The 26038-nt window shown below is 72.3% G+C and carries 26 protein-coding genes and 1 riboswitch; of the genes, 16 read left to right on the forward strand and 10 right to left on the reverse strand.

The window, feature by feature from the left end; genetic code table 11:
* Positions 1-51 precede the first annotated feature (51 nt).
* Both ABZU32_RS34420 and ABZU32_RS34425 read right to left on the reverse strand, forming a co-directional pair.
* Positions 52-747: an SDR family oxidoreductase gene (locus tag ABZU32_RS34420; RefSeq protein ID WP_354929096.1), complete on the reverse strand. Its 696-nt coding sequence runs from the start codon at positions 745-747 to the stop codon at positions 52-54.
* A 26-nt stretch (positions 748-773) separates the two neighbouring features.
* Entirely contained in the window at positions 774-1619 is an 846-nt protein-coding gene (locus tag ABZU32_RS34425) for a MurR/RpiR family transcriptional regulator (protein WP_354929099.1), read from the reverse strand.
* Positions 1620-1952: 333 nt separating this feature from the next.
* Between ABZU32_RS34425 and ABZU32_RS34430 the strand changes: the two genes are divergently transcribed.
* The 3 genes from ABZU32_RS34430 to ABZU32_RS34440 all read left to right on the forward strand — a co-directional run bounded on the left by ABZU32_RS34430 (position 1953) and on the right by ABZU32_RS34440 (position 6574).
* Entirely contained in the window at positions 1953-3344 is a 1392-nt protein-coding gene (locus tag ABZU32_RS34430) for a DUF4331 domain-containing protein (RefSeq protein ID WP_354929102.1), read from the forward strand.
* A 255-nt stretch (positions 3345-3599) separates the two neighbouring features.
* A complete protein-coding gene (locus ABZU32_RS34435) occupies positions 3600-4919 on the forward strand; it encodes a tetratricopeptide repeat protein (protein ID WP_354929105.1) in 1320 nt (439 codons plus the stop codon).
* Positions 4916-6574: a High-affinity nickel-transporter gene (locus tag ABZU32_RS34440; protein ID WP_354929108.1), complete on the forward strand. Its 1659-nt coding sequence runs from the start codon at positions 4916-4918 to the stop codon at positions 6572-6574. The genes ABZU32_RS34435 and ABZU32_RS34440 overlap by 4 nt, the downstream gene beginning before the upstream one ends.
* A gap of 154 nt (positions 6575-6728) precedes the next feature.
* On the opposite strand, the gene ABZU32_RS34445 is transcribed toward ABZU32_RS34440, so the two are convergent.
* Entirely contained in the window at positions 6729-7649 is a 921-nt protein-coding gene (locus ABZU32_RS34445) for a TIGR03620 family F420-dependent LLM class oxidoreductase (protein WP_354842105.1), read from the reverse strand.
* Positions 7650-7946: 297 nt separating this feature from the next.
* Here ABZU32_RS34445 and ABZU32_RS34450 point away from each other — a divergent pair, with 297 nt between their 5' ends.
* Positions 7947-8588 (forward strand): alpha/beta hydrolase, encoded by a 642-nt coding sequence (locus ABZU32_RS34450; protein WP_354929111.1) that lies wholly within the window; start codon positions 7947-7949, stop codon positions 8586-8588.
* A gap of 135 nt (positions 8589-8723) precedes the next feature.
* Here ABZU32_RS34450 and ABZU32_RS34455 read toward each other — a convergent pair whose 3' ends face one another.
* Entirely contained in the window at positions 8724-8918 is a 195-nt protein-coding gene (locus ABZU32_RS34455) for a hypothetical protein (protein WP_354842100.1), read from the reverse strand.
* 124 nt (positions 8919-9042) lie between these two features.
* Positions 9043-10299, reverse strand: coding sequence for an FAD-dependent monooxygenase (locus ABZU32_RS34460; protein ID WP_354929114.1), 1257 nt, complete (start codon positions 10297-10299; stop codon positions 9043-9045).
* 87 nt (positions 10300-10386) lie between these two features.
* Between ABZU32_RS34460 and ABZU32_RS34465 the strand changes: the two genes are divergently transcribed.
* On the forward strand, positions 10387-10977 hold the full coding sequence (locus ABZU32_RS34465; RefSeq protein WP_354929117.1) for a TetR family transcriptional regulator: 591 nt from the start codon (positions 10387-10389) through the stop codon (positions 10975-10977).
* Between the two features lie 18 nt (positions 10978-10995).
* Here the strand turns inward: ABZU32_RS34465 and ABZU32_RS34470 are convergent, their stop codons facing one another.
* Positions 10996-11841, reverse strand: coding sequence for a hypothetical protein (locus tag ABZU32_RS34470; RefSeq protein WP_354929120.1), 846 nt, complete (start codon positions 11839-11841; stop codon positions 10996-10998).
* Between the two features lie 197 nt (positions 11842-12038).
* Positions 12039-12761, reverse strand: coding sequence for a GntR family transcriptional regulator (locus ABZU32_RS34475; RefSeq protein WP_354842088.1), 723 nt, complete (start codon positions 12759-12761; stop codon positions 12039-12041).
* 144 nt (positions 12762-12905) lie between these two features.
* On the opposite strand from ABZU32_RS34475, the gene ABZU32_RS34480 reads away from it, so the two are divergent.
* The 9 genes from ABZU32_RS34480 to ABZU32_RS34520 all read left to right on the forward strand — a co-directional run bounded on the left by ABZU32_RS34480 (position 12906) and on the right by ABZU32_RS34520 (position 22863).
* Positions 12906-14252: a glutamine synthetase family protein gene (locus tag ABZU32_RS34480; protein ID WP_354929123.1), complete on the forward strand. Its 1347-nt coding sequence runs from the start codon at positions 12906-12908 to the stop codon at positions 14250-14252.
* A 1-nt stretch (position 14253) separates the two neighbouring features.
* Positions 14254-15603: an aldehyde dehydrogenase family protein gene (locus tag ABZU32_RS34485; RefSeq protein ID WP_354929126.1), complete on the forward strand. Its 1350-nt coding sequence runs from the start codon at positions 14254-14256 to the stop codon at positions 15601-15603.
* Between the two features lie 66 nt (positions 15604-15669).
* On the forward strand, positions 15670-16434 hold the full coding sequence (locus tag ABZU32_RS34490) for a 3-oxoacyl-ACP reductase (RefSeq protein ID WP_354929129.1): 765 nt from the start codon (positions 15670-15672) through the stop codon (positions 16432-16434).
* Positions 16435-16445: 11 nt separating this feature from the next.
* Positions 16446-17156, forward strand: coding sequence for a gamma-glutamyl-gamma-aminobutyrate hydrolase family protein (locus tag ABZU32_RS34495; protein WP_354929131.1), 711 nt, complete (start codon positions 16446-16448; stop codon positions 17154-17156).
* An 18-nt stretch (positions 17157-17174) separates the two neighbouring features.
* Positions 17175-17272: riboswitch (glycine riboswitch) on the forward strand.
* 135 nt (positions 17273-17407) lie between these two features.
* Entirely contained in the window at positions 17408-18499 is a 1092-nt protein-coding gene (gcvT, locus tag ABZU32_RS34500) for a glycine cleavage system aminomethyltransferase GcvT (protein WP_354929134.1), read from the forward strand.
* On the forward strand, positions 18496-18885 hold the full coding sequence (gcvH, locus tag ABZU32_RS34505) for a glycine cleavage system protein GcvH (RefSeq protein ID WP_354842072.1): 390 nt from the start codon (positions 18496-18498) through the stop codon (positions 18883-18885). The genes gcvT and gcvH overlap by 4 nt, the downstream gene beginning before the upstream one ends.
* Positions 18886-19045: 160 nt before the next feature.
* Positions 19046-20422: an L-serine ammonia-lyase gene (locus tag ABZU32_RS34510; protein WP_354929137.1), complete on the forward strand. Its 1377-nt coding sequence runs from the start codon at positions 19046-19048 to the stop codon at positions 20420-20422.
* 403 nt (positions 20423-20825) lie between these two features.
* A complete protein-coding gene (locus ABZU32_RS34515) occupies positions 20826-21125 on the forward strand; it encodes a hypothetical protein (protein ID WP_354929140.1) in 300 nt (99 codons plus the stop codon).
* Positions 21126-21741: 616 nt separating this feature from the next.
* Positions 21742-22863, forward strand: coding sequence for a glycoside hydrolase family 11 protein (locus ABZU32_RS34520; protein ID WP_354929143.1), 1122 nt, complete (start codon positions 21742-21744; stop codon positions 22861-22863).
* 63 nt (positions 22864-22926) lie between these two features.
* Here the strand turns inward: ABZU32_RS34520 and ABZU32_RS34525 are convergent, their stop codons facing one another.
* Positions 22927-23577 (reverse strand): TetR/AcrR family transcriptional regulator C-terminal domain-containing protein, encoded by a 651-nt coding sequence (locus ABZU32_RS34525; protein WP_354929146.1) that lies wholly within the window; start codon positions 23575-23577, stop codon positions 22927-22929.
* A 97-nt stretch (positions 23578-23674) separates the two neighbouring features.
* Between ABZU32_RS34525 and ABZU32_RS34530 the strand changes: the two genes are divergently transcribed.
* Complete coding sequence (locus ABZU32_RS34530; protein ID WP_354929149.1) at positions 23675-24508, forward strand: alpha/beta hydrolase; 834 nt, start codon at positions 23675-23677, stop codon at positions 24506-24508.
* Positions 24509-24629: 121 nt separating this feature from the next.
* Here ABZU32_RS34530 and ABZU32_RS34535 read toward each other — a convergent pair whose 3' ends face one another.
* Positions 24630-25112: a hypothetical protein gene (locus tag ABZU32_RS34535; RefSeq protein ID WP_354929153.1), complete on the reverse strand. Its 483-nt coding sequence runs from the start codon at positions 25110-25112 to the stop codon at positions 24630-24632.
* Positions 25109-25627 carry a sigma-70 family RNA polymerase sigma factor gene (locus tag ABZU32_RS34540; RefSeq protein ID WP_354929156.1) on the reverse strand — a complete coding sequence of 173 codons (519 nt, stop codon included), beginning with the start codon at positions 25625-25627 and terminating at the stop codon, positions 25109-25111. The genes ABZU32_RS34535 and ABZU32_RS34540 overlap by 4 nt, the downstream gene beginning before the upstream one ends.
* Before the next feature lie 166 nt (positions 25628-25793).
* On the opposite strand from ABZU32_RS34540, the gene ABZU32_RS34545 reads away from it, so the two are divergent.
* A complete protein-coding gene (locus ABZU32_RS34545) occupies positions 25794-26018 on the forward strand; it encodes a hypothetical protein (protein WP_354929159.1) in 225 nt (74 codons plus the stop codon).
* The last annotated feature ends 20 nt before the right edge of the window (positions 26019-26038 follow it).

Raw genomic sequence — 26038 nt, forward strand, 5'->3', positions numbered from 1 at the left:
ATTTGCGTCATATGAAATGTCGGGAAGGGGGATGCCGGGAAGAGATGACGCTCAGGCGACCGGTCCCGCGGAGGGGCGTATGTCGATCTCGGTGATATGCGCGTCCCCGCCCGCCGTCACGGCCGCGACGACGGCCCGCGCCACCGACTCGGGCACCAGATAGCGCTCGGGCTCGAACGCGCCGCCCTCCTGCTCGCGCACGTCCCGCTGCATGTCGGTGTTCACCCGCCCCGGGTACACCGAGGTGATGCGCACGCCGTGCGGCTCCTCCTCCTGCCGCAGCGCGTCGGCGAGGGCGCGCAGCGCGAACTTGCTGGCGGCGTAGGCGGCCCAGCCGGGGTTGGCCCGCCGGCCGGCCCCGGAGTTGATCAGCACCACGTGCCCGCGGGCGGCCCGCAGCGCCGGCAGCAGCAGGCGTGTCAGCTCGGCGACGGCGATCACGTTGACCTCCATCGTCTCGCGCCACGCCCGCACCGGCAGCTCGGCGACCGTGCCGAGCCGCGCCACGCCCGCGCTGTGCACGAGCAGATCGAGGCGCTGGACGTCCGCCGCCGCCTCGGCCACGGCGCGTTCGTCGGTCAGCTCCACCGACCAGGGCCGCGCGCCGAGCTCGTCGCAGACGGCGCGCAGCGCGGTGCCGTCGCGCCCGCCGAGGATCAGGTCGTGCGTGGGGGCCAGGGCCCGGGCGATGGCCGCGCCCACGCCGCGGGAGCCGCCGGTGATCAGTGCGATGGGTCGTGCCGTCATGCGCCTCACCTTAGGCGCAGGAGCGCTCAGGGCTGGAGGAAGACCCCGGTCTGGCCGCTCATGCGCTCGTCCTCCTCCAGCCGGGCCCGGGTGCGCAGCGGCGCCGCCTCGGCCATCGCCGCGAGCAGCAGCATCGCCACCGTCAGCGGCGCCGCGTGGGAACCGCAGACCGGCTCCTCCCCCACCGGCGCGTGCAGCACCACGTCCGCCGGGAACGGCACCTCGGCGCGGTCGGTGATCACCGCCGTGCGCAGGCCCAGCTTGGCGGCGTACTCCAGCGCCTGCACGACCTCCAGCGGATAGCGGGGCAGGACGACGGCCAGCAGCCACTCAGAACCCGCCCGGCGGGCGGCGTGCAGCCCGTCGGTCAGCTCGGAGCCGCCGTGGACGAGCGGCCGCACGTCGGGGTGGATGCGCCGGGCGTAGTAGGCGAAGGTCATGACCGGTCCGGAGGACACCCGCAGCCCGACCACCGGCAGCGGCTCGCACACCGCGAGCGCCGCGCCGAGCCCCCGGATGCGCCCGGACAGGCCGTCGGCGGGCCGGCCGGGCGACGGGACCCCGCCGGCCAGGCGGTCGCGGACGGCCGCGAGGTTGCGGATCTCGCGGTCGATCATCTCCAGCAGGGAGCGTCCTACGGCGGCCCCGTCGCCCGCGGCATGTGGCGGCACGGCGTCGGCGGGACCGTCGCCGTTCAGCACGAGCGGACGGAGCGCGTGGCGGAACTCCGGGTATCCGGCGAAGCCCAGGGCCATCGCGAACCGGGTCACCGACGGCTGGCTCACCCCTGCGCGCTCGGCCAGCTCGACGCTCGACAGGAAGATCGCGTCAGGGAGGTTGTCGCTCAAGTAGTGCGCGATGCGCTGCTGCACGGGTGAAAGACGCCTGTCCCCGATCAGTTGCCCGAGCCCGTCCGCCACCGTCACCTCCAGCCCCCGGGGCGCGCCCCCGCGATCAACAACGCACGAGAGCGCCGTCCTCATCCCCGCCGATCAGGATCGGCCCGCCCGGGAACCCCGTTACGCCCCACCGCCCTGGCCCCGCGCGGCCGGGCCACCGCCGGAACCGTTTTCACGATTCCGCGTCCACGGCCAATCCGAAGTCGCCGCGGCCCCGTATCTCGTCGTGAGGACCCGGCCGGACCTCTTCCACACAAGCCGACACCCGGTCGCGACGCGACCGGTGGCCGAAAGGATTTCGACGACATGGAGCTCCGGATCAACCGGCGAGCCCTGCTGGCCCTGGGCGTCGCCGGGGTGGTGGCCGCTTCCTCACTCACCCTGCTGCGCCCCGAGGCCGGCGGCGCCTCCTCCCATCGCGAGGCGCCGCTCATCGCCGGCGACCCGCGCAACGACAACACCGACGTGTACGCCTTCGTCAGCCCCGACAGGCCCGACACCGTCACGCTCATCGCCAACTGGATCCCGTTCGAGGAGCCGGCCGGCGGGCCGAACTTCTACACCTTCGACACCAGGTCGCGCTACAACATCAAGATCGACAACAACGGCAACGGGCTGCCGGACGTCACCTACCAGTGGACCTTCCGCGACGAGGACCGCCGCGGCGCCTCCACCTTCCTGTACAACAACGGCCCGGTCACCTCGATCGGCGACGAGAACCTGCTGTTCCGCCAGCGCTACACGCTCAAGAAGTTCACGGCCCGCGACGGGTGGACCACGGTGGTCAAGGACGGCGTGGTCGCGCCGAGCAACACCGGCGCCGCGTCGATGCCCGACTACGGCCGGCTGCGCGCCCAGTCGCTGCGCCGGCTGCCCGGCGGCGGCCAGAGCTTCGCCGGGCAGGCCGACGAGGCGTTCTTCGTGGACCTGCGGGTCTTCGACCTGCTGTACGGCGGCGACCTGTCGGAGGTCGGCCAGGACACCACCAGGGGCTACAACGTCCACAGCATCGCCATCCAGGTGCCCAAGGACGAGGTGGCGCTGAAGGGCGACGCCCGGCGCAACCCGGTCATCGGCGTGTGGTCCACCACCGAGAAGTGGAGCCCGGGCGGGTACCGGCAGGTGTCGCGGCTCGGCAACCCGCTGGTCAACGAGGTCGTCGTGCCCGCCGCCCTGAAGGACACCTTCAACGCGATCAGCCCGGACAAGGACGCCGGCATCCCGGCGGTCGTCAAGCGGGTCACCCACCCCGAGCTGCCCAAGCTCGTCGAGGGCATCTACAAGATCCCCGCGCCCAAGACGCCCCGCGCCGACCTGGTCGAGATCTTCCTGACCGGCATCGCCAAGGCCAACGGCCCCATCAAGGCCGACCTCAACTCACAGATCCTGAACAGGGACGCCGACCCCAGGGCGTTCCGGCCCTCGGAGATGCTGCGGCTGAACATGGCGGTGCCGCCGGCGCGCGACCCCAACCGGCTCGGCGTCCTCGCGGGCGACCTGCAGGGCTTCCCGAACGGGCGCCGTCTGGGCGACGACGTCGTGGACATCTCGCTCCAGGCCGTCGAAGGCGCCGCGCTGACCGGCAAGCCGGTCGACGCCCTGGCCGCGGGCGACAAGGTCGACGCCAACGACAAGCCGTCCCAGCCGCACTTCCCCTACATCCCGCTGCCCGGCTCCGCCGCCGTCAGCCAGCGCTGACCGCGCCCCGGCGCACGCCACACCGCTGACCGCGCCCCGGCGCGCGCCATACCGCTGACCGCGCCCCGGCGCGCGCCATATCGCTGACCGCGCCCCGGCGCACCACACCCCTTCGCGACGAGGCCGGCGACCCCCCGCCGCCTCGCCGCGTCCCCCGGCGCCGCCGCCTCCTCCAGTCCTTTCACCGGCCTCCACGGCCGGTGGGGACCGCCACGGCCGTCCAGGAACGATCACGGGAACACCAGGAGAATCACCATGTCCCATCTCGATCGCCATCGCGGCGGCCTGCGCGCGGCGGCCCTCACGGGGGCTGGTGCCCTCGCGGTGGCCCTGGCGGTCACGGCCGCGGCGACCTTGCTGCCCCCGTCGCCGGCCTCGCCCGCCGCCCCCGCCGCTCCCGCCGCCCAGGCCCCCGCGCTCGCCGCGGCGCCGCGCTCGCCCGCGGAGGCGGCCGCGGCCGTGAAGACCCTGACGGTGCGGCTGAGGAGGCTGCCCGAGGACCACCAGGCGTGGGCGTCGCTCGGCGTCGCCTACGTGGAGCAGGCCCGGGTCACCGCCGACCCCTCGTCCTACGTCAGGGCCGAACGGGCGCTGGCCCGCGCGACCGCCCTGGCGCCGGGCGACCCGGCCGTCCTCACCGGCCGGGCCGCGCTCGCCGCCGGGCGCCACGACTTCGCCGACGCGGCCCGCCTGGCACTGCGGGCGATCGCGGCCGATCCCTACGGCGCCGCCGCCTACGGCGTGCTGACCGACGCCCGCACCCAGCTCGGCGACTACGCGGGCGCCACCGCCGCCGTGCGGCGCATGATGGACCTGCGGCCCGGCGTCGCCTCCTTCACCCGCGCCTCCTACGACGCCGAGCTGCGCGGGGACCTCCGCGAGGCCCGGCGGATGCTGTCGGCGGCCCTGGACGACGCGCTCGCCCCCGAGGACGTCGCCTACTGCCGCTACTACCTGGGTGAACTGGCGCTGCGCGCGGGCGACCTGGCGCGGGCCGGGCGGATGTACCAGGAGGCGCTCCGCGCCCTGCCCGGCTTCGTCCCCGCCCTGGCGGGCCGGGCCCGCGCCGAGGCGCTCGGCGGGCGGCTCGGCGACGCCGCCGCCGGGTACGCCGCCGTGGTCGAGCGCCTCCCCCTGGCCCAGTACATCGTCGAGTACGGCGAGGTCCTGCGGAAGCTCGGCAGGGACCCAGCCCCGCAGTGGGAGCTGCTGAGGGCCCAGAAGCGGCTGATGGCCGCGGGCGGGGTCCGCGACGACCTCACCTGGGCCGAGTTCGAGGCCGACCACGGGTCCGCGTCCGAGGCCGTGCGGCACGCGAAGGCCGAGTACGGCAGGAACCCCAACATGGCCGCCGCCGACGCCCTGGCCTGGGCGCTGCACAAGGCGGGCCGGTCCCGCGAGGCTCTTCCGTACGCCAGGAAGGCGACCGCCCGAGGGTGGCGCAACGCCCTGGCCCGCTACCACCGCGCCACGATCGAGCACGCGCTCGGACGCGGCTCCGCCGCCCGCCCGCCCGCCGCGTCCGCCGGCCCGCGCTTCTCCCCCGACCTCCCCGCCCTCGCGAGGCCCTCATGATCGCCCTGGTCCTGGCCGCCGTCGTGGCGGCCCACCCGCTCGGCAACTTCACGGTCAACCACTACGACGGGCTGCGGGTCACCCCGCAGCGGGTCGGGAACACGGCCATCGTCGACTACGCCGAACTGCCGACGCTGCAGAGCGCGGCGCGGGTCGACGCCGACGGCTCCGGCGCGGCCTCCCCCGCCGAGCGGGCCGCGTACGCCGCCGCGGCGTGCGCGGAGCTGTCCCGCGCCCAGCGTCTGACGGTGGACGGCAGGACGCTGCCCTGGCAGGTCGGCGCCGCCTCCTACGCCTACGCCCCGGGGCAGGGCGGCCTGCGGACCAGCCGCCTCACCTGTGACCTGTCGGCTCCGGCCGCCGTCTCCGCCGCGTCCTCGATCGTGTTCACCGACTCCTTCCTCGGCGACCGCATCGGCTGGCGCGAGATCACCGCGGTCCCCGAGGGAGTGCGGTTCGACCGGCCGTCCGTGCCCGCGACGAGCGTGAGCGACCGGTTGCGCTCCTACCCTGCCGACCTGCTCACCGCCCCCCTCGACCAGCGCTCGGCCACCCTGCGCACCATCTCCGCGAACCCGGGCCAGGCGGCGCCCGCTCCCGGCCAGGCGGTGCCCGCTCCCGGATCGGGGACGCCGGCTTCCGGCCAGGCGGCGCCGGCTTCCGGGTCGGGGGCACCGGCGCCCGCCTCCGGCTCCGCGCCGGGCGACGGGGCCGGGGGCCGGCCGCTCGCCTCCCTGGCGGGGCCGTCCCTGCCCGGGCCGATCGGAGACTGGCTGGCCGGCCTGGACCGCACGTTCACCGGCCTCATCGGCGCCTCCTCCCTCACCGTGCCGCTCGGCCTGCTGGCCGTGCTGCTCGCGGTGGCGCTCGGCGCCGGGCACGCGCTGATCCCCGGGCACGGCAAGACCGTCATGGCCGCCTACCTGGCCGGACGCCGGGGCCGCCCGCGTGACGCCCTGGTCGTCGGAGCCACGGTCACCGCCACGCACACCGCGGGCGTGCTCGTCGTGGGCCTGCTGATCAGCGCGCTCTCCGCTGTGGCCGGGGAGTCGGTCCTGTCCTGGCTCGGGATCGCCAGCGGCCTGCTCATCGCCGCCGTGGGCCTGCGCCTGCTGTGGTCCGCCGCCCGCGCCCACCGCGGCTCCCCCGAGAACGACCACGGCCACGGCCATGGACACGCGCACGGCCACGGGCACGGTTCCGGGCATGCGCCGGGAGACGAAGACGCGGGCGAACACGGCGTCGCGGACCGAGGCGCGCACGGACACCCGCACGGACACCCGCACGGACACGGACACGGGCACGGGCACGGACACGCGCGTGGGGGCGGCGGGCGGGCCGGGTTGATCGGGCTGGGGGTGGCGGGCGGCCTGGTGCCGAGCCCGTCGGCGCTGATCGTGCTGCTCGGCGCCGCCGCCCTCGGCCGTACGTGGTTCGGCGTCGCCCTGGTCGCCGCCTACGGCCTGGGCATGGCGGTCACCCTGACGGCGACCGGCCTGCTGCTGGTGAGGCTGGCGAGCCGGCTGGACGCGCTCGCCGCGAAACGCGAGGGCCTGGCGGGCCGCCTCGCCGGCCTCACGCCCATCGGCACCGCCGCGACGGTCGTCCTGCTCGGCGCCGGCCTCGCCGTCCGCGGTCTGACCGGCGCCGTCTGACCAGCACCATTTGACCCGCACCGTCTGAGCGGCACCGTCTGAGCGGCACCGGTCCGACCAGCGCCGTCCGACCAGCGCCGTGCGACCGCGGCTCCGGTGCGAACGGCATCCTGCGCGGGGCCGGGCGCATCTCCTCGCCCGCCTGGTGGGCTGGTCAGGTGGTGAGGGTGGCGGCCAGGACGCCCAGGTGGGTGAGGGTCTCGTCGATGGTGGACGTGAGGGGCTGGACGCAGACGTGGTCGGCTCCGGCGTCGTGGTGGGCGCGGACCCTCTCGCCGATGGCGTCGGCGTCGCCCCAGGCCACGATCGCGTCCACCAGGGCGTCGCTGCCGCCGTCCGCGAAGTCGGCGTCGCCCCAGCCCATCTCGCGCAGGTTGTTGAGGTAGTTCGGCAGCGTCAGGTACAGGGCCATGTACTCGCGCGCGGTGGCGCGGGCCCGGTCGGCGTCGGTGTCCAGGACGATGGCCTGCTCGGGGACGAGCAGGGGCTCGGGCCCGAGGATCTCCCTGGCCTTGGCCGTGTGGTCGGGGCCGACGAAGTAGGTGTGCGCGCCCTGGGTGCGTTCGGCCGCGAGCCTCAGCATGCCGGAGCGCAGCGCGGCCAGGACGCGGGCGGGCCGTTCGGGCAGCGGAGCCTGGTAGGGGGCCTGGTCCATCGCGTCGAGGTAGGCGCGCATGGTCGAGACGGGCTTGCCGTAGTCGTGGCCGCGCACGGCGACCAGCGGCACGTGGCTCACGCCGAGGCCGAGGATGAACCGTCCCGACCACGCCTCGGCCAGGGCGTTGGCGCCCGCGTCCGCCGAGGCCGCGTCCCGGGCATAGAGGTTGGCGATGCCGGTGGCGACGATGAGGCGGTCGGTGGCCGAGAGCAGGATGCCGGAGTTCACCAGGGAGTCCTTGGCGCCGTAGACCTCGGAGATCCACAGGGACCGGTATCCGAGGTCCTCGATCGCGCCGGCCGCCCTGCGGGTGCTCTCCGCGTCCAGGCGGCCGAGGGTGCCGAGCCACACGCCGCTCCTGCCGAGCCGCCGCCTGAGCTCCGCCGGGTCCGGAACCGCCGAGGTGTCCTTGTGCATGCTCGCCTCTCCACGTCCATCCGTTGGTCTGCCGGCCCGCCGGCCTGCTCGATCGTGATCCGTCGACACGTGATCGGGTGGGTCCGCCGGCGCCGCGGGCCCGCCCATGGTGGTGCGGGCCCCGTCACGCTGGAAGCCTCCCCACCGGCGACGCCCGCTACGCACGGTCACGATCTCACTACACTTCGGAAGAGGACGGGCGGGCCTCCGGATGGCACGTCCACTCCTCCCCGCTGCGAGGCGTACAGGACGCGGGCAGCCGCGGAGGCAAGCCGCCGCGAGCCATAGGATCACGGCATGAGGCGGGCACTGATCTGGCTGCACGGCGGGGCGTGGATGCAGCGCGACGCCGGGGAGCGTTCGCGCGGCATCCTGGCCGCCCACGGGCTCGACGTCCACCCGGCGACCTACCGGCTGAGCCATGAGGCCACCTGGCCGGCGCAGCTCGACGACGTGCGCGAGGCGGCGCGCAAGGTCCGCGCCGATCATCCCGGCGTGCCGCTGCTGGTCGCCGGCACCTCGGCGGGCGCCCATCTGGCCCTGCACCTCGCGCTGCGGGGCGTGGACGCGCCCGACGACGTGGCCGGGGTGATCGCCTGGGCTCCTCCGCTGGACCCGCTGGCGGCCGACTGGCCGGAGTGCCGCGACGCCGGCAGCCCGTGGGCGCGGCTGCTCGGCCACGTCCCGGCTCCCGGCGACCAGGCCACCGCCGACGTGACGCCGGCCAACCACGTGGGCAACGGGGTGCCCGTCCTGCTGCTGCACGGCCGGGAGGACGACGTCGTCCCGGCGACGCAGACCTTGGACCTCAGCAACGCCCTGCTGGCCTCAGGCCACCCCGTGACGACCTACCTCACGGCGGGAGGCCACGACGACGACCTCGGCCGCGAGGACGTCCGGCAGGTCGTCGCCTCGTTCCTCGCCCGCCTCCCCGGCTGAGCCCCTGATCGGCCCTCCCCGCTGAGCCCCTGAGCGGCGCCCCTCACGGGGGCGAAGGCCACGGGCACGAAACCGGCCGCCACGCCCGCCGCGGACGCGGCTCGGCGCGCGGCGGCCGGCGGCCGCTCCGGAGCGTCAGTGGCGGACGCCGTACTCGCGGCGGATCTCCCGGGCGACCTCCTCCAGCCGGTCGCGGGTCTGGAGCAGCCGGGCCTCGGCCTCTTCGGTGCGGGCCTCGGCGGCCATGGCGCGGTTGCCGGTCTGCGCGCCGATCTGCCGCTTCGCGCGGGCCTTGAGCTGGCGCATCTTCCACTTGTCCATGAATTTCATCGCGCTTGCCTCCTCACCCGATCAACGTTCGTCCCCGCTCACTCCCCCGTAATCGGCGGGCTATGCGTGGTCGCGGACGGCGCGGGGGACCACCGTGCTCAGGAGGCGGCCGGGCGGACCCGGGTCAGGAGAAGATCGTCCGCCGGACGGCGGGGAAGCGGCGGGCGGTGCGCAGGAAGGTCTTGAAGGCCAGCCTGGTCACGGTGCCGCCGCCGACGAACTGCCGGGCCGCGCGCAGCGAGTCGCGGACGGCGGCGAAGCCGTACTCCCGCATCCGCTCCTCGTAGCCGGCGATCGCCTCGACCGGGTCCTGCCCGCTGGTGAGGGCCCGGCAGAGCAGGCCTGCGTCACGCAGGGCGGTGTTGGCGCCGACTCCGCGCATCGGCGTCATGCTGTGGACGGCGTCGCCGAGCAGGGTGACCGTGGTCGCCGGCCACGGGTCGACGGGCACCGAGGTGCGGATCGGCAGCAGCGAGACGGTGTCGGGGTGGGACATGGTGACCAGCCGGCGCAGGTCGGGGTGCCAGCCCGTCATCATGCCGGCGACGGTGTCGCGCAGGTCCTCGCCGGACAGGGCGGACGGGTCTCGCGGGTAGCGCCGGTGCTGCGCGGCGAACGCCCACAGGACGTAGCTGCCGGTGTTGTCGTACAGGGCGCCCTCCCTGTCGGTGCCGCCGATGGCGCCGCGCGGCGGGGCGGGGGTCTCGCCGAGGTCGTGCGGGGCGCAGAACAGGCCTGCCCCCTTGGGCGGGATGACGTTACTGGCCCGCTGGACCAGGCCCGGGTCGATCAGGTCGCGGGTGCGCGCGGTGAGCGGGAACTTGCCGGCCACGCCGAGGATGCCGGTGTCGACGCGCTGGGCGTGCGGCAGGTACTGCTTCCTGACCCGCGAGTTGCCGCCGTCCGCGCCGACCACGATGTCGGCGACGTCGCTGGTGCCGTCCTCGAAGAACAGCCGGACGCGCCCGCCGTCCTCCCGCTCGTAGCGCTCGAAGGTCTTGCCGAAGCGCACCACCTCCTCCAACCCGGACAGCAGGATCTGCCTGAGCGTGATGCGGCTGACCGAGTGGTGGTCGTCGACGGGGTCGTCGACCTCGGGCACCTGCATCAGCAGCAGTTCTTCGAGCTGTTCGGTGAGGAAGGCCAGGCCCTGGCCGCGCGCGCCGGTGGTGGCGACGAAGCTCTTCCAGAGCCATGGCGGCAGGCAGTCGCGCAGGGCCCGCGCGCCGTTGGGGTCGATGTGGACGCGGTACCCCTGCAGCCGGTCGCCGGGGGTGCGGTCGCGTTCGTAGACGGTCACCTGGGCGCCCGCCTTGTGCAGTCCTTGTGCCAGGCAGAGGCCGCCGACGCCGCCTCCGATCACCGCTATGCGTGGGTTCATGTCTCCAACTATCAAACGTACGGATGATTGTGTCAACCGCACGGATGGAAATCTCATCCTTGAGGATGAGAGTGCTAGCGTGATCCCATGAGACGTGCCCCCGCCGAACGACGGCGCGACCCCGAGCGCACCAAAGAGCGCATCGTGCGGGCCGCCATCGAGGAGTTCGGCGCCAAAGGGTTCGCCGGCGCCCGGGTGAGCGAGATCGCGGCCAGAGCCGGGGTGAACAAGCAGCTCATCTCGTACTACTTCGGCGGCAAGGAAGGCCTGTACCGCGAGCTCACCGACCGCTGGCAGAGCGCCGAGAGCGGCTTCGCCGACCCCGCCGCCCCGCTCCCCGACCTGGCCGCGGCCTACGTCCGGGCCAACGCCGCCAACCGCGACTTCGGCCGCATGATGGTGTGGGAGGGCCTGACCGAGGGCGGCGCCGTCACGCCGGAGCTCGGCGACGACCTGCGGCGCGATCTCGCGGACATGCGGCGGCGCCAGGCCGACGGCGAGTTCCCCGCCGACATCGACCCGGCGTGCCTGATGCTGGCCCTGTTCGCCCTGTCGAGCGCGGGCGTGGCCTTCCCGCATCTGGTGCGGGTGCTGTGCGAGGCCGACCCGGCCTCACCGGAGTTCACCGACCACTATGCCGACCAGGTCAGGCGTCTGGTGGCCCACCTGCGCCCGTGACCGGAGCGGGAGGGGCCGTCACGGGTGCCGGTGCGGCCGCGCGGCCGTCTCGCCCCTCTTCGCCGGCTCGCCTCTCTTCACCGCTTCGGCGGCCTTGCCGCTCCAGACCGAGGGCAGGTCGTGCCGGCCGGACACGAACTCCTGCACGGCGATCTTCGCCCTGATCACCGGACGGCGCCAGCGGATCTCCCGGTGGACCGCCGTGGCCATCTTGGACGCCCGTGGCCGCCGCGAGCCGGGGGCGAAGAACCAGCGCGCCCACGGGGACCCCGGACGCGCGAGCCGCACCGCGCCGACGATCAGCAGGACGGGGACGAACAGCCCGGCCAGGCCGGTCCAGATCTTGCCCTTGAGCAGCGTGACCACGGCGAGCGCGAGGTTGAGCAGCAGGAACAGGGCGGCCGACCATCGGCCGGCCGGAGAGGGCTCGGGCTCCTCCCAGCCGAAGGGGCGCAGGCCGAGCAGCAGGAGCAGCGTCACCGCGACGGCCACGAACACCGCGTCGACCGACGTGCGCCCCTCCTCCGACCAGTAGACGTCGCGCAGGTGCAGGATCAGCGCGAACTCGTCCAGCACCAGCGCCGCGCCGACCCCGAACACCGCCGCGGTGCAGGCGTACCAGCCGGAGGACAGCCCCGCGGTGACCAGCCCGGCGACCCCGCCGAACATCATGAGGATCACGCCGAACACGACGTGGTGGACGTGGACGTCGCCCACGTTGACGTCGCGGAACCAGCCCACCTTGGCCCGGATCAGCCGCACGTTGACGCGCGTGAAGACGAACGTGACGATCAGCGCCGACAGGAAGCAGAAGAGCGGCAGCCGTCCGGTGTCGATGATCCGTTCGTGAAACCAGACTCCCACAGGCATCCCCCAGTACCGATGCTACGTACGGTCCCGGGGTCGTTGATCCACCGGGCCGTGCCGTCCGCTCCCCCGGCCGTCGGTCCCGCTCTCGGCCGGCCCTCTGTTCGACGATCGGGAGGGCGGCGCGGTGCCCGGAGCGGCGCCGGTTCCGGCGGCCGGTCGCGGCGTTCACAGCCGATCGCCGCCGGGGGCGTTCAGGCGAGGAAGGCGCGCAGGAGGGCGGCGGTGCCCTCCAGGTGCTCGACGACGGCCCGCCGCGCGGCCTCGGCGTCCCCGGCGAGGATGGCGGCGACCATCGCGGCGTGCTGCGCGGCGGCGTGGTCGATGTTGGGGCCGAGCACGGGGATGGCGTTCAGCAGGTCGGTGACCCGCAGCCGCGCGTCGGCGGCGGCCGAGGCCAGCAGCGCCGACCCGGTGAGCTCGGCGATGGACAGGTGGAAGGCGGTGTCCAGCCGCCGGTAGTCGGCCGGAGCGGCGTCGTTGACGCCGGCCAGCCTGCGCCGCAGCGTTTCGCGCTGCTCGCCGGTGAGCTCGGTGGCCGCCAGCACCTGGGCGGCGCCGCACTCGATGGCCATGCGGAAGGTGAGCGCGTCGTCCAGCTCGTCCGCGCCCATCTGCTTGACGGCCCTGCGCAGGTCGCCCTGGCGCGGGCGCGGGGGCTGGTAGACGACGAACGCTCCGCCGTACCGGCCGCGGCGCACGTCGAGGTAGCCGGCCTCCTGCAGGGCGCGGATGGCCTCGCGCAGGGTGACCCGGCTGATGCCGAGCCGGGCGGCCAGCTCGCGTTCGGGGGGAAGCTTGTCGCCGGGCGCGACGACGCCGAGCTTGATGGCCTGCAGCAGCCGCTCGACGGTCTCCTCGAAGGCGTTGCCGGCGCGGACGGGCCGCAGGAGCGCGACGAGCTGGTGCCCGTCCATCACGCCCTCCCCTGAAACGGTCCCAATGGTTCGAGATTAGTCCATTCCGCCGCTGGGGCGGGGCGGACCGTTGACGGGGGGCCGCCGCTGGTGCTTGCATGCCTCCAATGGTCTGTTTCCAGACTTTTGCCGGAAGGGGACACGGTGCTCACCGTCGACCAACTGCGTGAAGAGGTGTCCGCCGGGCGGGTCGACACCGTGCTCCTTGCCATCGCCGACATGCAGGGACGCCTCCAGGGCAAGCGGCTGTCCGCGCGCTACTTCCTCGAGGAGGTGCTGCACCACGCCGCCGAGGGATGCAACTACCTCCTCGCCGTGGACATCGACATGAACACCGTCGACGGTTACAGCATGTCGTCCTGGGAGCGGGGGTACGGCGACTTCGTGATGCGCCCGGATGTGTCCACCCTGCGCCGGGTGCCCTGGCAGGAGGGCACGGCCATGCTGATGGCCGACCTGGTCTGGGAGGACGGCTCGGACGTGACGGCCTCGCCCCGGCAGATCCTGCGCGGGCAGACGGCCCGGCTGGCCGAGCGCGGCTGGGCGGCCTACGTGGGCACCGAGCTGGAGTTCGTCGTCTACAACGACGGCTACGAGACCGCGTGGTCCAAGGCGTACCGCGAGCTGACCCCGGCCAACCAGTACAACGTCGACTACTCCCTGCTCGGCGGCGCGCGCGTCGAGCCCCTGCTGCGCCGGGTCCGGCTCGGCATGGAGGGCGCGGGCATGTACGTCGAGTCGGCCAAGGGCGAGTGCAACCTCGGTCAGCACGAGATCGCCTTCCGGTACGCCGAGGCCCTCACCACCTGCGACAACCACGTCATCTACAAGAACGGCGCCAAGGAGATCGCCGCCCAGGAGGGCATGTCGGTCACCTTCATGGCCAAGCCGAACCAGCGCGAGGGCAACTCCTGCCACATCCACATCTCGCTGCGCGGCGAGGACGGCGAGCTGGTCATGGCCGGGAACGGGCCGCATGGGCTGTCCCGGCTCGGCGAGCACTTCATCGCCGGGCAGCTCGCCGCGATGCGCGAGCTGACGCTGCTGTACGCGCCGAACATCAACTCCTACAAGCGGTACGTCCCCGGAAGCTTCGCCCCGACGGCGGTCAAGTGGGGCGTGGACAACCGCACCTGCTCCCTGCGCCTGGTCGGGCACGGCCCCTCGCTGCGCGTGGAGAACCGCGTGCCCGGCGGCGACGTCAACCCCTACCTGGCGGTCTCCGGCCTCATCGCGGCCGGGCTGTACGGCATCGAGCACGAGCTGCCGCTGGAGGAGGCCTGCACCGGCAACGCCTACACGGCGGGCGCCGAGACCGTGCCGTCGACGCTCCGCGACGCCCTGGCGCTGTGGGAGGGGTCGAAGATCGCCAAGGACGCGCTCGGCGAGCAGGTCGTCGAGCACTACGCCAACAACGCCCGGGTCGAGCTGGCCGCCTTCGACGCGGCGGTGACCGACTGGGAGCTGTTCCGCGGCTTCGAGCGGATGTGACATGACCATGAAGATCATCAACCCTGCCACCGAGACCGTGCTCGCCGACGTCGAGCTCGCCGACGTCGCCGAGACCGACCGCGCGGTGGAGCGCGCCAGGAAGGCCTTCCCCGCCTGGCGGGAGGTCTCCCCCGGCGACCGCGCCCGCCTGCTGCGGCGCTTCGCCGAGGTGGTCGACCGGCACGGCGAGGAGCTGGCCGAGCTGGAGCTGGCCAACTCCGGGCATCCGATCGGCAACGCCCGCTGGGAGGCCGGCAACGTCCGCGACGTCCTGCACTTCTACGCGGGCGCCCCGGAGCGCAACCATGGCAAGCAGATCCCGGTGCCGGGCGGGGTGGACATCACCTTCGCCGAACCGCTCGGCGTCGTGGGCGTGATCGTGCCGTGGAACTTCCCCATGGTCATCATGACCTGGGGGGCGGCCCCGGCACTGGCGGCGGGCAACACGGTCATCGTGAAGCCCGCCGAGTGGACCCCGCTCACGGCTCTGACGCTGGCCGAGCTGGCCTTGGAGGCCGGCCTCCCCGAGGGGGTGCTCCAGGTCCTGCCTGGGGCAGGGGAGGTCGCGGGGGCCCGGCTGGTCGAGCACCCGGGCGTCAACAAGATCGTCTTCACCGGGTCGACGGAGGTGGGCAAGCTCATCGCCGCCCGGGCGGCCGAGCAGGTCAAGCGGGTGACGCTGGAGCTCGGCGGCAAGAGCGCCAACGTGGTCTTCGCCGACGCCGACATCGAGCGGGCCGCCGCCACCGCCCCCTCGGCCGTGTTCGACAACAGCGGGCAGGACTGCTGCGCGCGCTCGCGCATCCTGGTGGAGCGTCCGGTCTTCGAGGAGTTCCTCGACCGGCTGGTCGCGACGGTCGGCGGGCTCGTCGTGGGCGACCCGCGCGACCCCGGCACCGCCATGGGGCCGCTGATCAGCGCCGAGCACCGCGACCGCGTGGCCTCGTTCGTGACCGGCACCCCGCGCTTCCAGGGGACGTGCCCGGACGGGAAGGGCTTCTGGTTCCCGCCGACCGTGCTCACCCACGAGTCGCTGGACGAGCGCGCCTACACCGAGGAGATCTTCGGGCCGGTGGTCGGCGTCGTCCCCTTCGAGGGTGAGGCCGAGGCCGTCCAGATCGCCAACGACACCCGATACGGGCTCTCGGGGTCGATCTGGACGCGGGACGTCGGGCGGGCGTTGCGGGTCGCCCGCGCCATCGAGGCGGGCAACCTGTCGGTGAACTCCCACTCCTCGGTCCGCTACTGGACGCCGTTCGGCGGGTTCAAGCAGTCGGGGCTCGGCCGCGAGCTGGGCCCGGACGCGCTGGCCGCCTTCACCGAGACCAAGAACGTCTTCATCGCCCACTGACCGCCGCCGTCCCACCGCCCCGGCCGGGGGCCACGGGAGTCCACCAGCACCAGGGAGTACCTCACCATGCAACGTCTGCGCGACCGCGTCGCCGTCATCACGGGCGCGGCGGGGGGCATCGGCCTCGCCACGGCCCGCCGCTTCGCCGAGGAGGGCGCCAAGGTCGTGTGCGCCGACCTCGACGAGGAGGGCGGCGCGAAGATCGCCGAAGAGGTCGGGGGCGTCTTCGTCCGGACCGACGTGACCAGCGAGGACGACGTCGCCGAGATGTTCCGCACGGCGTTCGACACCTACGGCTCGGTCGACGTCGCCTTCAACAACGCCGGCATCTCACCGCCCGACGACGACTCCATCCTGACCACCGGCATGGACGCCTGGCGGCGGGTTCAGGACGTCAACCTGACCAGCGTGTACCTGTGCTGCAAGCACGCCATCCCGTACATGCGGCGGCAGGGCAAGGGTTCGATCATCAACACCGCGTCGTTCGTCGCCGTGATGGGCTCGGCGACCTCGCAGATCTCCTACACCGCCTCCAAGGGCGGGGTGCTGGCCATGTCCCGCGAGCTCGGCGTGCAGTTCGCCCGCGAGGGCATCCGGGTCAACGCCCTGTGCCCGGGACCGGTGAACACCCCGCTGCTGCAGGAGCTGTTCGCCAAGGACCCCGAGCGGGCGCAGCGGCGCCTGGTGCACATCCCGCTCGGCCGGTTCGCCGAGGCGTCCGAGATCGCCGCCGCGGTCGCCTTCCTGGCCTCCGACGACGCCAGTTTCATCACCGGCGCGGAGTTCCTCGTGGACGGCGGCATCTCCGGCGCCTACGTGACCCCGCTGTAGCCTGGTCGACCATGTCGCGACCCGTCATCGGCATCACCTGCTACGTCGAGCCCGCCGCCTTCACGGTCTGGCGGATGCCGGCGGCGCTGCTGCCGTACACCTACGTCGAGCACGTCGAACGGGCGGGCGGCCAGCCGGTCATCCTGCCTCCGGCGGGCGACCCGGCGTCGCTGGCCGGCCGGCTGGACGGCCTCATCGTGGCCGGCGGCGGGGACGTCGACCCGGCCAGGTACGGCGAGCGCCCGCACCCGCGGACGGGCTACGTCCGCGAGTCCCGTGACGAGGCGGAGTTCGGGCTGGTCAGGGCGGCGCTCTCGGCCGGGCTCCCCTTCCTCGGGGTGTGCCGGGGGATGCAGGTGCTGAACGTCCACCTGGGCGGCACCCTGCACCAGCACCTGCCGGACGTCGTCGGGCACGACGGGCACTCTCCGGCCCCCGGCGAGTTCGGCCACCTGCCGGTGCGCCCGGTGCCGGGCACCGCCCTGTCAAAGGTCCTCGGGGACGACGAGGTCGCCGCGGCCCACTACCACCACCAGGCCGCCGATCGCCTCGGCGACGGCCTCACGGTCGCGGCGACCTGCGAGGACGGCACCGTGGAGGCCGTGGAGCTGGCGGGCCACCCCTTCGCCCTGGCCGTCCAGTGGCACCCCGAGGCGGGCGAGGACGGCCCGCTGTTCGAGGCGCTCGTCGCCGCCGCGACGGCGGGCGATCGGCATTGGTAGGGTGGGCGGGAACACCGATGATCCCGTGCGGGAGAGTGTCCTGACATCCGGTCAGGACCCCTGAAGGAGCAAGTCCTCCCCGCGAACCTCACAAGGCAAAGGACCGCGCGGGCCAGGTGATCTCTGGAAAGCAGGCCCTCTCCGTGGGGCCTCGCCGAAGGTGAAAGTCCGGTAAAACCCGGGCGAAACTCTCAGGCACCGATGACAGAGGGGGAGGATGCTCTCATCCAACCCTGTCTGAGGTGCGCATCATGTCCCGACCCACACCGCTCCGCGAGGTGCACGAGAGCCTCGGCGCGACGCTCACCGACTTCGCCGGCTGGCTGATGCCGCTGCGCTACGGCAGCGAGTCCGCCGAGCACAACGCGGTGCGCACGGCCGCCGGGCTGTTCGACCTCTCCCACATGGGCGAGATCTTCCTCACCGGGCCGCAGGCGGGCGAGGCGCTGGACCACGCGCTGGTGGGCAACCTGTCGACGCTGGAGCCGGGCCGGGCCCGCTACACCATGATCTGCGCGCCCAACGGCGGCGTGCTCGACGACCTGATCGTCTACCGCCTGGCCGCCGAGGAGTACCTCGTCGTGGCCAACGCCTCCAACTACGAGCAGGTGGCGGCCGAGCTCACCGAGCGCACCGAGGGCTTCCAGGCCGAGGTTCGCGACCGGTCCGCCGAGTACGCGCTGATCGCCGTCCAGGGGCCCCGCGCGCAGGAGATCCTCGCCACGCTCACCGACGCCGACCTGCCCGGCCTGAAGTACTACGCGGGCCTGCCCGGCACCGTGGCCGGCGTCGAGGCGCTCATCGCCCGCACCGGGTACACCGGCGAGGACGGCTTCGAGCTGTTCGTCGCCGCGGGCGACGCCGTCACGCTGTGGCAGGAGCTCACCAAGGCCGGCGACTCTCACGGCCTGCGCCCCGCCGGGCTGTCCGCCCGCGACACGCTGCGGCTGGAGGCCGGCATGCCGCTGTACGGCAACGAGCTGAACGCCGGGCTGACCCCCTTCGACGCCGGCCTCGGCCGGGTCGTACGGTTCGACAAGGCCGGCGACTTCGTCGGCCGCGCGGCGCTCGCGCCGCTCAAGGACGTCCCTCCGCGCCGGCGCCTGACCGGCCTGGTCGCGCGGGGCCGCCGAGTGCCGCGCCACGGCTATCCCGTGGTGCTGCTGACTGACGGCACCGTCGTTGGAGAGGTCACCAGCGGCGCGCCGTCCCAGTCACTCGGCAAGCCGATCGCGATGGCCTACGTGGACACCAACGTGTCCGACGGGCTCGCGGTCGACATCCGTGGTACCCATGAACCGGTCGACGTGATTGACCTGCCTTTTTACCGGAGGAGCAAGTGAGCAGCATTCCCGAGGAGCTCAGCTACACCAAGGAGCACGAGTGGGTGGCCGGCCTCGACGACGGCCTCACCGTGACCGTGGGCATCACGGCGTTCGCCGCCGAAGCGCTGGGTGACGTGGTCTTCGTGCAGCTGCCCGAGGTGGGCGGCACCGTCGAAGCGGGCGACGCGGTGGGCGAGGTGGAGTCCACCAAGTCCGTGAGCGACATCTACGCCCCGCTCACCGGCGAGGTCGTGGAGGTCAACCAGGTCGTCGTGGACGACCCGTCGCTGGTCAACTCCGACCCCTACGGCGACGGCTGGCTGTTCCGCGTGCGCGTCGAGGGCCCCCACGAGGACCTCCTCACCGCCGAGGAGTACACCACGGTCACCACCGCCGAGTCCTGAGTCCCGCCGTCCGTTCACCAATCCCCGTCCACCCACGACGACTCTCGCCGGCCGGCCACCCGGACCGGCCGGCGCCACCACCGCATGACCTGTCCCGCGCGTACCCGGCGCATATGGGGGCATCCCTCGCACGACATCGCTTCCAAGGACGGAATGATCAATGGCGATCAGCGTCTTCGACCTGTTCAAGATCGGCATCGGGCCGTCCAGCTCGCACACCGGCGGCCCGATGGCGGCGGCGCACAAGTTCGCCCGCGGCCTGCACCAGGACGGCCTGCTGGAGAAGACCGCCCGGGTCGAGGCGATCCTCTACGGCTCGCTCGGCCTGACCGGCAAGGGACACGGCAGCGACAAGGCGGTGCTGCTCGGCCTGTCCGGCGAGAAGCCCGAGCTGGTCGACGTGGACACCGTCGATGAGCGCCTGGCGAAGATGCGCGACACCGCCACCATCGAGCTGTACGGCACCCGCGAGATCCCCTTCGTCGTCGGCGAGCACCTGGTGTTCGAACGCAAGATCTCCCTGCCCGGCCACCCCAACGGCATGCGCTTCACCGCCTTCACCGCCGAGGGCGAGCAGGTCCGCGAGAAGGTCTACTACTCGGTGGGCGGCGGCTTCGTGGTGGACGAGAACGCCACCGGCGCCGACCGCATCAAGGCCGACGACACCGAGCTGCCCCACCCGTTCACCTCGGGCGCCGAGCTGCTGCGGCTGTGCTCCGAGACCGGGCTGTCGATCTCCGGGCTCATGCTGGAGAACGAGAAGGCCTTCGGGCGCACCGAGGCGGAGATCAGGTCGGCCCTGCTGAACCTCTGGAACGTCATGTCCGAGTGCGTGCGCCGCGGCACCGCCAAGGAGGGCGTGCTCCCCGGCGGCCTCAAGGTCAAGCGGCGGGCCAACCAGATGCTGCGGCGCCTGCAGAGCGAGTCCCCCGAGAAGGACCCGCTCCAGACGATGGACTGGGTCACCCTGTTCGCCCTCGCCGTCAACGAGGAGAACGCCGCCGGCGGCCGCGTCGTCACCGCCCCCACCAACGGCGCGGCCGGCATCATCCCCGCCGTGCTGACGTACTACGACCGCTTCACGCCGCTGTCCGACGACGACGGCGTCATCCGTTTCCTGCTCACGGCCGGCGCGATCGGCGTGCTGTTCAAGGAGAACGCCTCCATCTCCGGCGCCGAGGTCGGCTGCCAGGGCGAGGTCGGCTCGGCCTGCTCCATGGCCGCGGCGGGCCTGACCGAGGCGCTCGGCGGCACCCCCGAACAGGTCGAGAACGCCGCCGAGATCGGCATCGAGCACAACCTCGGCCTGACCTGCGACCCGATCGGCGGCCTGGTGCAGATCCCGTGCATCGAGCGCAACGCGGTCGCCTCGATCAAGGCCATCACCGCCGCCCGCATCGCCCTGCGCGGCGACGGCCGCCACTTCGTCGCCCTCGACAAGGCCATCAAGACCATGCGCGACACCGGCCGCGACATGCTCGACAAATACAAAGAAACCAGCCGAGGCGGCCTCGCCGTCAACGTCATCGAATGCTGACGACCGACTCCAGGACCGCACCGGCTGTATCGGGTTCGGGAATTCACGGAAAACCGACGAGCGATTACCGCCATCCACCACTCATGTGCACGCGCCGGATCGAGTAAATCCGCCATGTGCAATGAGTCAGGTCGGCGAGTAAGAGGGATATCACCCGTGAGTAAGATACCGGCACCTGTGTGACGGCACCGGCCGCCTGACGGTCGGATGAGCAGGGGAAATACTTCTCTCGTCCAACCGGCCCGGCGCACCTCCGGCAGCGGCGCGCCGGTAGGCGCGATGTACCCGCATCTCTCTTCCATCCAGATGGTCTTGCTGGAAGATCGCGTATCGATTACATTGAAGACGCGTCCACGGTCGGCCATTTCACCGACGGCTGCGGGGTTTACAGGAAAGGGGGAACATGAATCGCCTTTTCCGGGTGTTCATGGTCAGCGTCTTCCTGATCACAGGTGTGCTCGTCGCATCTGGCACCGCAAATGCGGCGGGTTCTTGCAGTGCCATCCAAGGACAGTACATGACCTTCAAGGCGGGCACACCCGTGCACAATCAACCTAGCGGTTCTTCCTCGTTGTGGGGCACGCTCGGATACCAGCAGCCGCTTTGGGCCACCGGTTCGTGCATCAGCTCCGCCGGCAATCAATGGTGGCGCGTCGATGTAGGCACCAACGGGTACATCTACGACGCCTACCGGGTTTACTGACACCCCATCTCACGCGCTGCAGAAGCGCCTATGACAGGCTGTGCAGAAGGCACGGCTTCGGTGCGCCTGGAGAGTGAACGCCCGCCGACCGCATTCGGCACCCACGAAGGCGCGTGACCGGCGGCCTTCCACCTCTCGCGACGACCTGCCCCGCGTCTGCGTGGTCGACGCCCCTCTGCTCTGATGCTCGCCCGGCTACAGCACTACGGCTTACCGGCCCTGGCCGAGCGCGACGACCGCGTCCGGGGGCGCCGAAATTGATTCGGCGTGTCTCCGAAACTTTCATCTGGTGGGCCTGACCGCGAGCAGTGGGATATGGCCGTTGAGCAGCCATAGGCCTTGCCTGGCAAGGTGGCGACTTTCGGAAGCTTTCGGTGGGCGTTGACAGGGCGGCGGGATCGGGCGAACACTGTCGCCGCTGACAGGCTCAACCGCTGTCGATCCGGGTCGCCTGCCACGACCAGGGCTTCCGGTCGTCGGCCGACGATGACCGGCCGGCCTCCGCGTCGTACGACGCCGCGCGCCGTGGCCGTCATCCCGGTCACCGGCGGCGTCCCCGCCGGGTCCTGCCACGCCGCCTGGCCCGCGCCAGCCTTAACGAGGAGGAAGCGCGCACATGAACGACGTCCCCATCCGCCCGCCGGTCCGTCACCGTAGCCACACCAGAGTGCTCATCGGCCGTGCCTGCACCATGGTGCTCTCGCTCGTCTCCGCCATGACGTTGCTCCTGCCGGGCACCGCCCACGCAGCCATCACCAGCAACCAGACCGGCACCAACAACGGCTACTTCTACTCGTTCTGGACCAACGGCAGTGGATCGTCGTCCATGACCCTGGGTAACGGCGGGAACTACAGCACCTCCTGGAGCAACGTCGGCAACTTCGTCGCCGGCAAGGGGTGGAAGCCCGGCGCGCGCAGGACGGTGACCTACTCCGGCAGCTTCAACCCCTCCGGCAACGCCTACCTGGCGCTGTACGGCTGGACCAGGAACCCGCTGGTGGAGTACTACATCCTGGACAACTGGGGCACCTACCGGCCCACCGGCAGCTTCAAGGGCACCGTCACCACCGACGGCGGCACCTATGACATCTACGAGACCACCCGGTACAACGCCCCCTCCATCGAGGGCAACAACAGCACCTTCAACCAGTACTGGAGCGTCCGTCAGTCCAAGAAGACCGGCGGCACCATCACGGTCGGGAACCACTTCGACGCCTGGGCCCGCTACGGCATGAACCTCGGCAGCCACGACTACCAGATCCTGGCCACCGAGGGCTACCAGAGCAGCGGCAACTCCAACATCACCCTGGACGGCTCCAGCCCGTCGCCGACTCCCACGCCGACGCCGACGCCGACGCGCACTCCCACGCCCAACCCCACCCCGTCGGCCACGCCTTCGCCTTCTCCCAGTGGCGGGAGCGGCCCCTGCCGGGTGTCCTACACCAAGAACGAGTGGAACAACGGCTTCACCGCCAACCTCACCGTCACCAACACCGGCGGCAGCGCGATCAACGGCTGGACGGTGACCTGGTCCTTCTCCGCCGGGCAGCAGGTCACCAGTTCGTGGAACGCCGACGTCAGCCAGAGCGGTTCGACGGTCACCGCCCGCAACGTGTCCTACAACGGCTCGCTGGCTCCCGGCGCGAACACCACGTTCGGCTTCCAGGGCACCCACACCGGCAGCAATCCCAACCCCACGGCCTTCAGCCTCAACGGCTCGGCCTGCACCAGCGGCTGACCTGAACGGCCTCAGCGAGACGAACGTGGGGAGCGGGCGGTGGAGCCCGCTCCCCACGCGGTTTCACGACGGAGAGGCGGCGTTCCGGCGTTCCAGGGCGGCCGCGGTGCCGTCGATGAACGCGCGCAGCCCGTGGTCGAAGGCGCGCTCGCCGAACGGGCCGCCGCCGTCCCGGACGGCCGCCAGCAGGATGGCTGGTATGTCGTCCTCCGTCGCATCGGCGGCCGCGGCCGGCCGCTCAGGCTCGGTCTGCTGTTGCAGGACCGAGCCGATGACGTAGTGGCTCAACGCCGTGATGGTGTGCAGGGCCAGCGCCGGGGTGAAGCCCCGGGCGACCATGGCGGACAACTCTTCCTCGAACAGCCGGAGCGTCACCGGGGACCTCCCCCGAGCGCCTGCGACGATGCGCGCGCCGTCGCGGTGGGACAGCAGTGAGGCACGGTACGCGCGGGCGCGGCGGTCCAGCCAGTCCTGCCAGGACTCTTCCTCCCGGGGCGGCCCCATGCCCGCCGCCCGGATGATCTCGTCCCCCATCGCGTCCAGCAGTTCCTGCTTGGTGCGGACGTGCCAGTACAGAGCCGGTGACTGGACGCCCAGCTCGGCGGCGAGCCGGCGCACCGTCAGCCCGTCCAGCCCCACCTCGTCGAGCAGGCGCAGCCCTGTCTCGACCAACGTCTGACGGCTCAGGCCGGGCCGTTTGTCGTTCGCTCGCATCGTTGACACCTTAGCAGCGCTAAGTTACCTTATCGCTGCTAAGGAGAACTGAGCACTGCTAAGGAGCGCCCCGCTCCCCCCAGCTTGAGGAGGCACCGTGCTCGTCACGACATCGGCGGACGGCACCGACGTCCGCGCCTACGACGAGGGCAAGGGTCCGGCCGTCGTGCTGCTCGGCCCCGGTCTGGACGACGGCACGCGCTGCCGGCGCCTCGCCGGCGTCCTGGGGGCCCGCTTCCGCGTCCTGCGCCCGCACCGCCGCCAGTACCGCATGGACCTCAAGTCCGATCCCCGGCTCGGCGGATCCCCCTGCACGATCGCCGAGGAGGTGCAGGACGTCATGGCGGTAGTGCGGGCGGTCGGCGAACCGGTCGTCCTCTACGGCCACTCCGACGGCGGCGTCGTCGCCCTCGAAGCCCTGGCCGCCTCACCGTCGTCGTTCGCCGGGGCGGTCGTGTACGAGCCCGCCGCCGTCATAGGGCCGCCGCTGAGTGGCGAGGACGGGCACATCCTCATGCAGGCCCGGGCCGCCCTCGCGGCGGGGCGGCCCGGCAAGGCCATGGCCGTCTTCCTGCGCGGCTCGGTGGGGATGCCCGGCCGGCAGGCCTCACTGGCCGGGCTCGCGGTGGCGCTGATCCCCAGGTACCGCAGGCTCATCCCCGGCCAGCTCGACTCCCTGGACGCACTCGACCGGCTCGGGGTGCGGCTCGACACCTACGCGACGATCAAGGTGCCGACCGTGCTGCTCGGCGGCGACCGCAGCCCCGCTCACCTCGGCGAGCGGCTCGACGCCATCGAACGCGTCATGCCGCACGCCGAGCGCGTCATCATGCGCGGCCGCGACCACGGCGCCGACCTGAGAGACCACGAACAGGTCGCCGGGATCATCCAGCGGCTCGCGGACAAGGTGCTCCACCCCTCGACGGGCTGACGCTGCACGGAGAACTCGAGCGCACCCCCCGGTTCTCCGTCACGGCCGCGCCAGACGGCGCATTCGTCACCGCCCGCCACGACGGCGAAGGCCCGACCGTGATGTCGCGGCTCGCCTGCCGTCATCGTTCCGCGTCGTCGCCGTCCGGGGCGTGGCGTTGCGTCAGTTCGTCCTTGCGGCGCAGGAGGGCCGTTCTCGCGCGGCGGGCGGCGCGGAGGTTGACCACGGCGAGGACGCCGAGGACCAGCAGCATGACGATCGCCGAGGGATCGATCTTGTGCCGCAGGGTGGTGATGACCAGCGCGCCGATGGTCAGCGTCAGCCACGCGCCCAGTCCCATCCAACCCGCCACGACGCGGTCCCGGGCGAACAGCGGCGCCCGGCGCGTCACCGCCCAGCCGCCGAACGCCGCCCAGCAGAGCCCGATCGCCACCAGCACCGCGAAGGCGGCCTTCGTCTGCGGTGGCAGCCCCGGCTCGGTCGCCCACAGCACGCCGATGAGCCCGCTCCCCGCGAGTCCCGCGCAGGCCAGGGTCACGTATCCGATGCGCCGCCGCAGCGACAGGGGCGCGTCCAGCCGCTTGAGCACGTCCTCCGGCCTCATCCCTCGTACCCCTTCTTCACGAGTTCTTCCTGCAACAACCTTCGCGCCCGGTTGAGCCGTGACTTGACCGTTCCGACCGGGACGCCGCAGATCTGCGCGCACGCGTCCAGCGACAGGTCCTGGAGGTAGAACAGCAGGAGCACCTCCCGCTCTCGCAGCGGAAGCGCCGCCAGCGCACCGCCGAGGGTCTCCCGGTCGACGACGTCCTGCGCCTCGTCCCGGCCGGGCAGGTCGTCCACCTGCTCGGCTTCCGGCCGCGCGTACGCGTCCCGCAGCCGGTTCATCACCGCGCGGCGTGCGATGGTGAACAGCCACGGCGCGAACCGGTCCGGCCGCCGGAGTCGCGGCAGCCCTTTGAAGACCGCCAGCCAGACCTCCTGGACCACGTCATCGTCGTGGCCGGCGAGCATCCGCCCGACGTACCGTTCGACCGCGCCGTGCCAGGCCCGTACCAGCTCGGCGAACGCCTCGCGCTCGCCGAGCTGGCAGCGCACCACCAGCAGTTCATCGCTCATCCGCCCTCCTTCGCCCGTTCAGTCGGCGCCCGGGCCGCGGAGGTTCATACCGGCCAGGAAGCACTTTGACCGCGCCTTGTCGGCGGATGACCATGACCGGTGCCACTGGGGGGAAGGTCTGGAGTGCTCGGCGAATCACTCGAAAGCCACATCAACGGGGGGAACCATGGCGGTCACCGCAGAAATGTCGAAGCTGCTCGACAAGGAATACGAGAGTAAGAGCCTCGCGGACCTGGTCAAGGCTCCCGTATCCGCGCTGTCCGGCGTCAGCGAGAACGACGCGAAGCTGCTGCAGGAGGCCTTCCGCATCAAGACGGTCGGCGACCTGGGACGCAACAAGTTCTTCCGCGCGGCCACCGCTCTGGTGGACCTGGCCGACAGCATGAAGTAGGCGACCGACCTCCGTCGCAA

This window comes from Sphaerisporangium sp. NPDC005288 (assembly GCF_040607475.1).
Lineage (GTDB): Bacteria > Actinomycetota > Actinomycetes > Streptosporangiales > Streptosporangiaceae > Sphaerisporangium > Sphaerisporangium rhizosphaerae.

What these genes read in the sequence shown, in the direction of transcription:
- ABZU32_RS34545 (WP_354929159.1), top strand. Translation starts at nt 25,794, where the DNA reads ATGGCGGTCACCGCAGAAATGTCGAAGCTGCTCGACAAGGAATACGAG.
- ABZU32_RS34490 (WP_354929129.1), top strand. Translation starts at nt 15,670, where the DNA reads ATGCAACGTCTGCGCGACCGCGTCGCCGTCATCACGGGCGCGGCGGGG.
- ABZU32_RS34525 (WP_354929146.1), bottom strand. Translation starts at nt 23,577, where the DNA reads ATGCGAGCGAACGACAAACGGCCCGGCCTGAGCCGTCAGACGTTGGTC.
- ABZU32_RS34455 (WP_354842100.1), bottom strand. Translation starts at nt 8,918, where the DNA reads ATGAAATTCATGGACAAGTGGAAGATGCGCCAGCTCAAGGCCCGCGCG.
- ABZU32_RS34540 (WP_354929156.1), bottom strand. Translation starts at nt 25,627, where the DNA reads ATGAGCGATGAACTGCTGGTGGTGCGCTGCCAGCTCGGCGAGCGCGAG.
- ABZU32_RS34515 (WP_354929140.1), top strand. Translation starts at nt 20,826, where the DNA reads ATGAATCGCCTTTTCCGGGTGTTCATGGTCAGCGTCTTCCTGATCACA.
- ABZU32_RS34435 (WP_354929105.1), top strand. Translation starts at nt 3,600, where the DNA reads ATGTCCCATCTCGATCGCCATCGCGGCGGCCTGCGCGCGGCGGCCCTC.
- ABZU32_RS34475 (WP_354842088.1), bottom strand. Translation starts at nt 12,761, where the DNA reads ATGGACGGGCACCAGCTCGTCGCGCTCCTGCGGCCCGTCCGCGCCGGC.
- ABZU32_RS34485 (WP_354929126.1), top strand. Translation starts at nt 14,254, where the DNA reads ATGACCATGAAGATCATCAACCCTGCCACCGAGACCGTGCTCGCCGAC.
- ABZU32_RS34440 (WP_354929108.1), top strand. Translation starts at nt 4,916, where the DNA reads ATGATCGCCCTGGTCCTGGCCGCCGTCGTGGCGGCCCACCCGCTCGGC.
- ABZU32_RS34510 (WP_354929137.1), top strand. Translation starts at nt 19,046, where the DNA reads ATGGCGATCAGCGTCTTCGACCTGTTCAAGATCGGCATCGGGCCGTCC.
- gcvT (WP_354929134.1), top strand. Translation starts at nt 17,408, where the DNA reads ATGTCCCGACCCACACCGCTCCGCGAGGTGCACGAGAGCCTCGGCGCG.
- ABZU32_RS34465 (WP_354929117.1), top strand. Translation starts at nt 10,387, where the DNA reads ATGAGACGTGCCCCCGCCGAACGACGGCGCGACCCCGAGCGCACCAAA.
- ABZU32_RS34420 (WP_354929096.1), bottom strand. Translation starts at nt 747, where the DNA reads ATGACGGCACGACCCATCGCACTGATCACCGGCGGCTCCCGCGGCGTG.
- ABZU32_RS34535 (WP_354929153.1), bottom strand. Translation starts at nt 25,112, where the DNA reads ATGAGGCCGGAGGACGTGCTCAAGCGGCTGGACGCGCCCCTGTCGCTG.
- ABZU32_RS34495 (WP_354929131.1), top strand. Translation starts at nt 16,446, where the DNA reads ATGTCGCGACCCGTCATCGGCATCACCTGCTACGTCGAGCCCGCCGCC.
- ABZU32_RS34520 (WP_354929143.1), top strand. Translation starts at nt 21,742, where the DNA reads ATGAACGACGTCCCCATCCGCCCGCCGGTCCGTCACCGTAGCCACACC.
- ABZU32_RS34445 (WP_354842105.1), bottom strand. Translation starts at nt 7,649, where the DNA reads ATGCACAAGGACACCTCGGCGGTTCCGGACCCGGCGGAGCTCAGGCGG.
- ABZU32_RS34450 (WP_354929111.1), top strand. Translation starts at nt 7,947, where the DNA reads ATGAGGCGGGCACTGATCTGGCTGCACGGCGGGGCGTGGATGCAGCGC.
- ABZU32_RS34460 (WP_354929114.1), bottom strand. Translation starts at nt 10,299, where the DNA reads ATGAACCCACGCATAGCGGTGATCGGAGGCGGCGTCGGCGGCCTCTGC.
- ABZU32_RS34430 (WP_354929102.1), top strand. Translation starts at nt 1,953, where the DNA reads ATGGAGCTCCGGATCAACCGGCGAGCCCTGCTGGCCCTGGGCGTCGCC.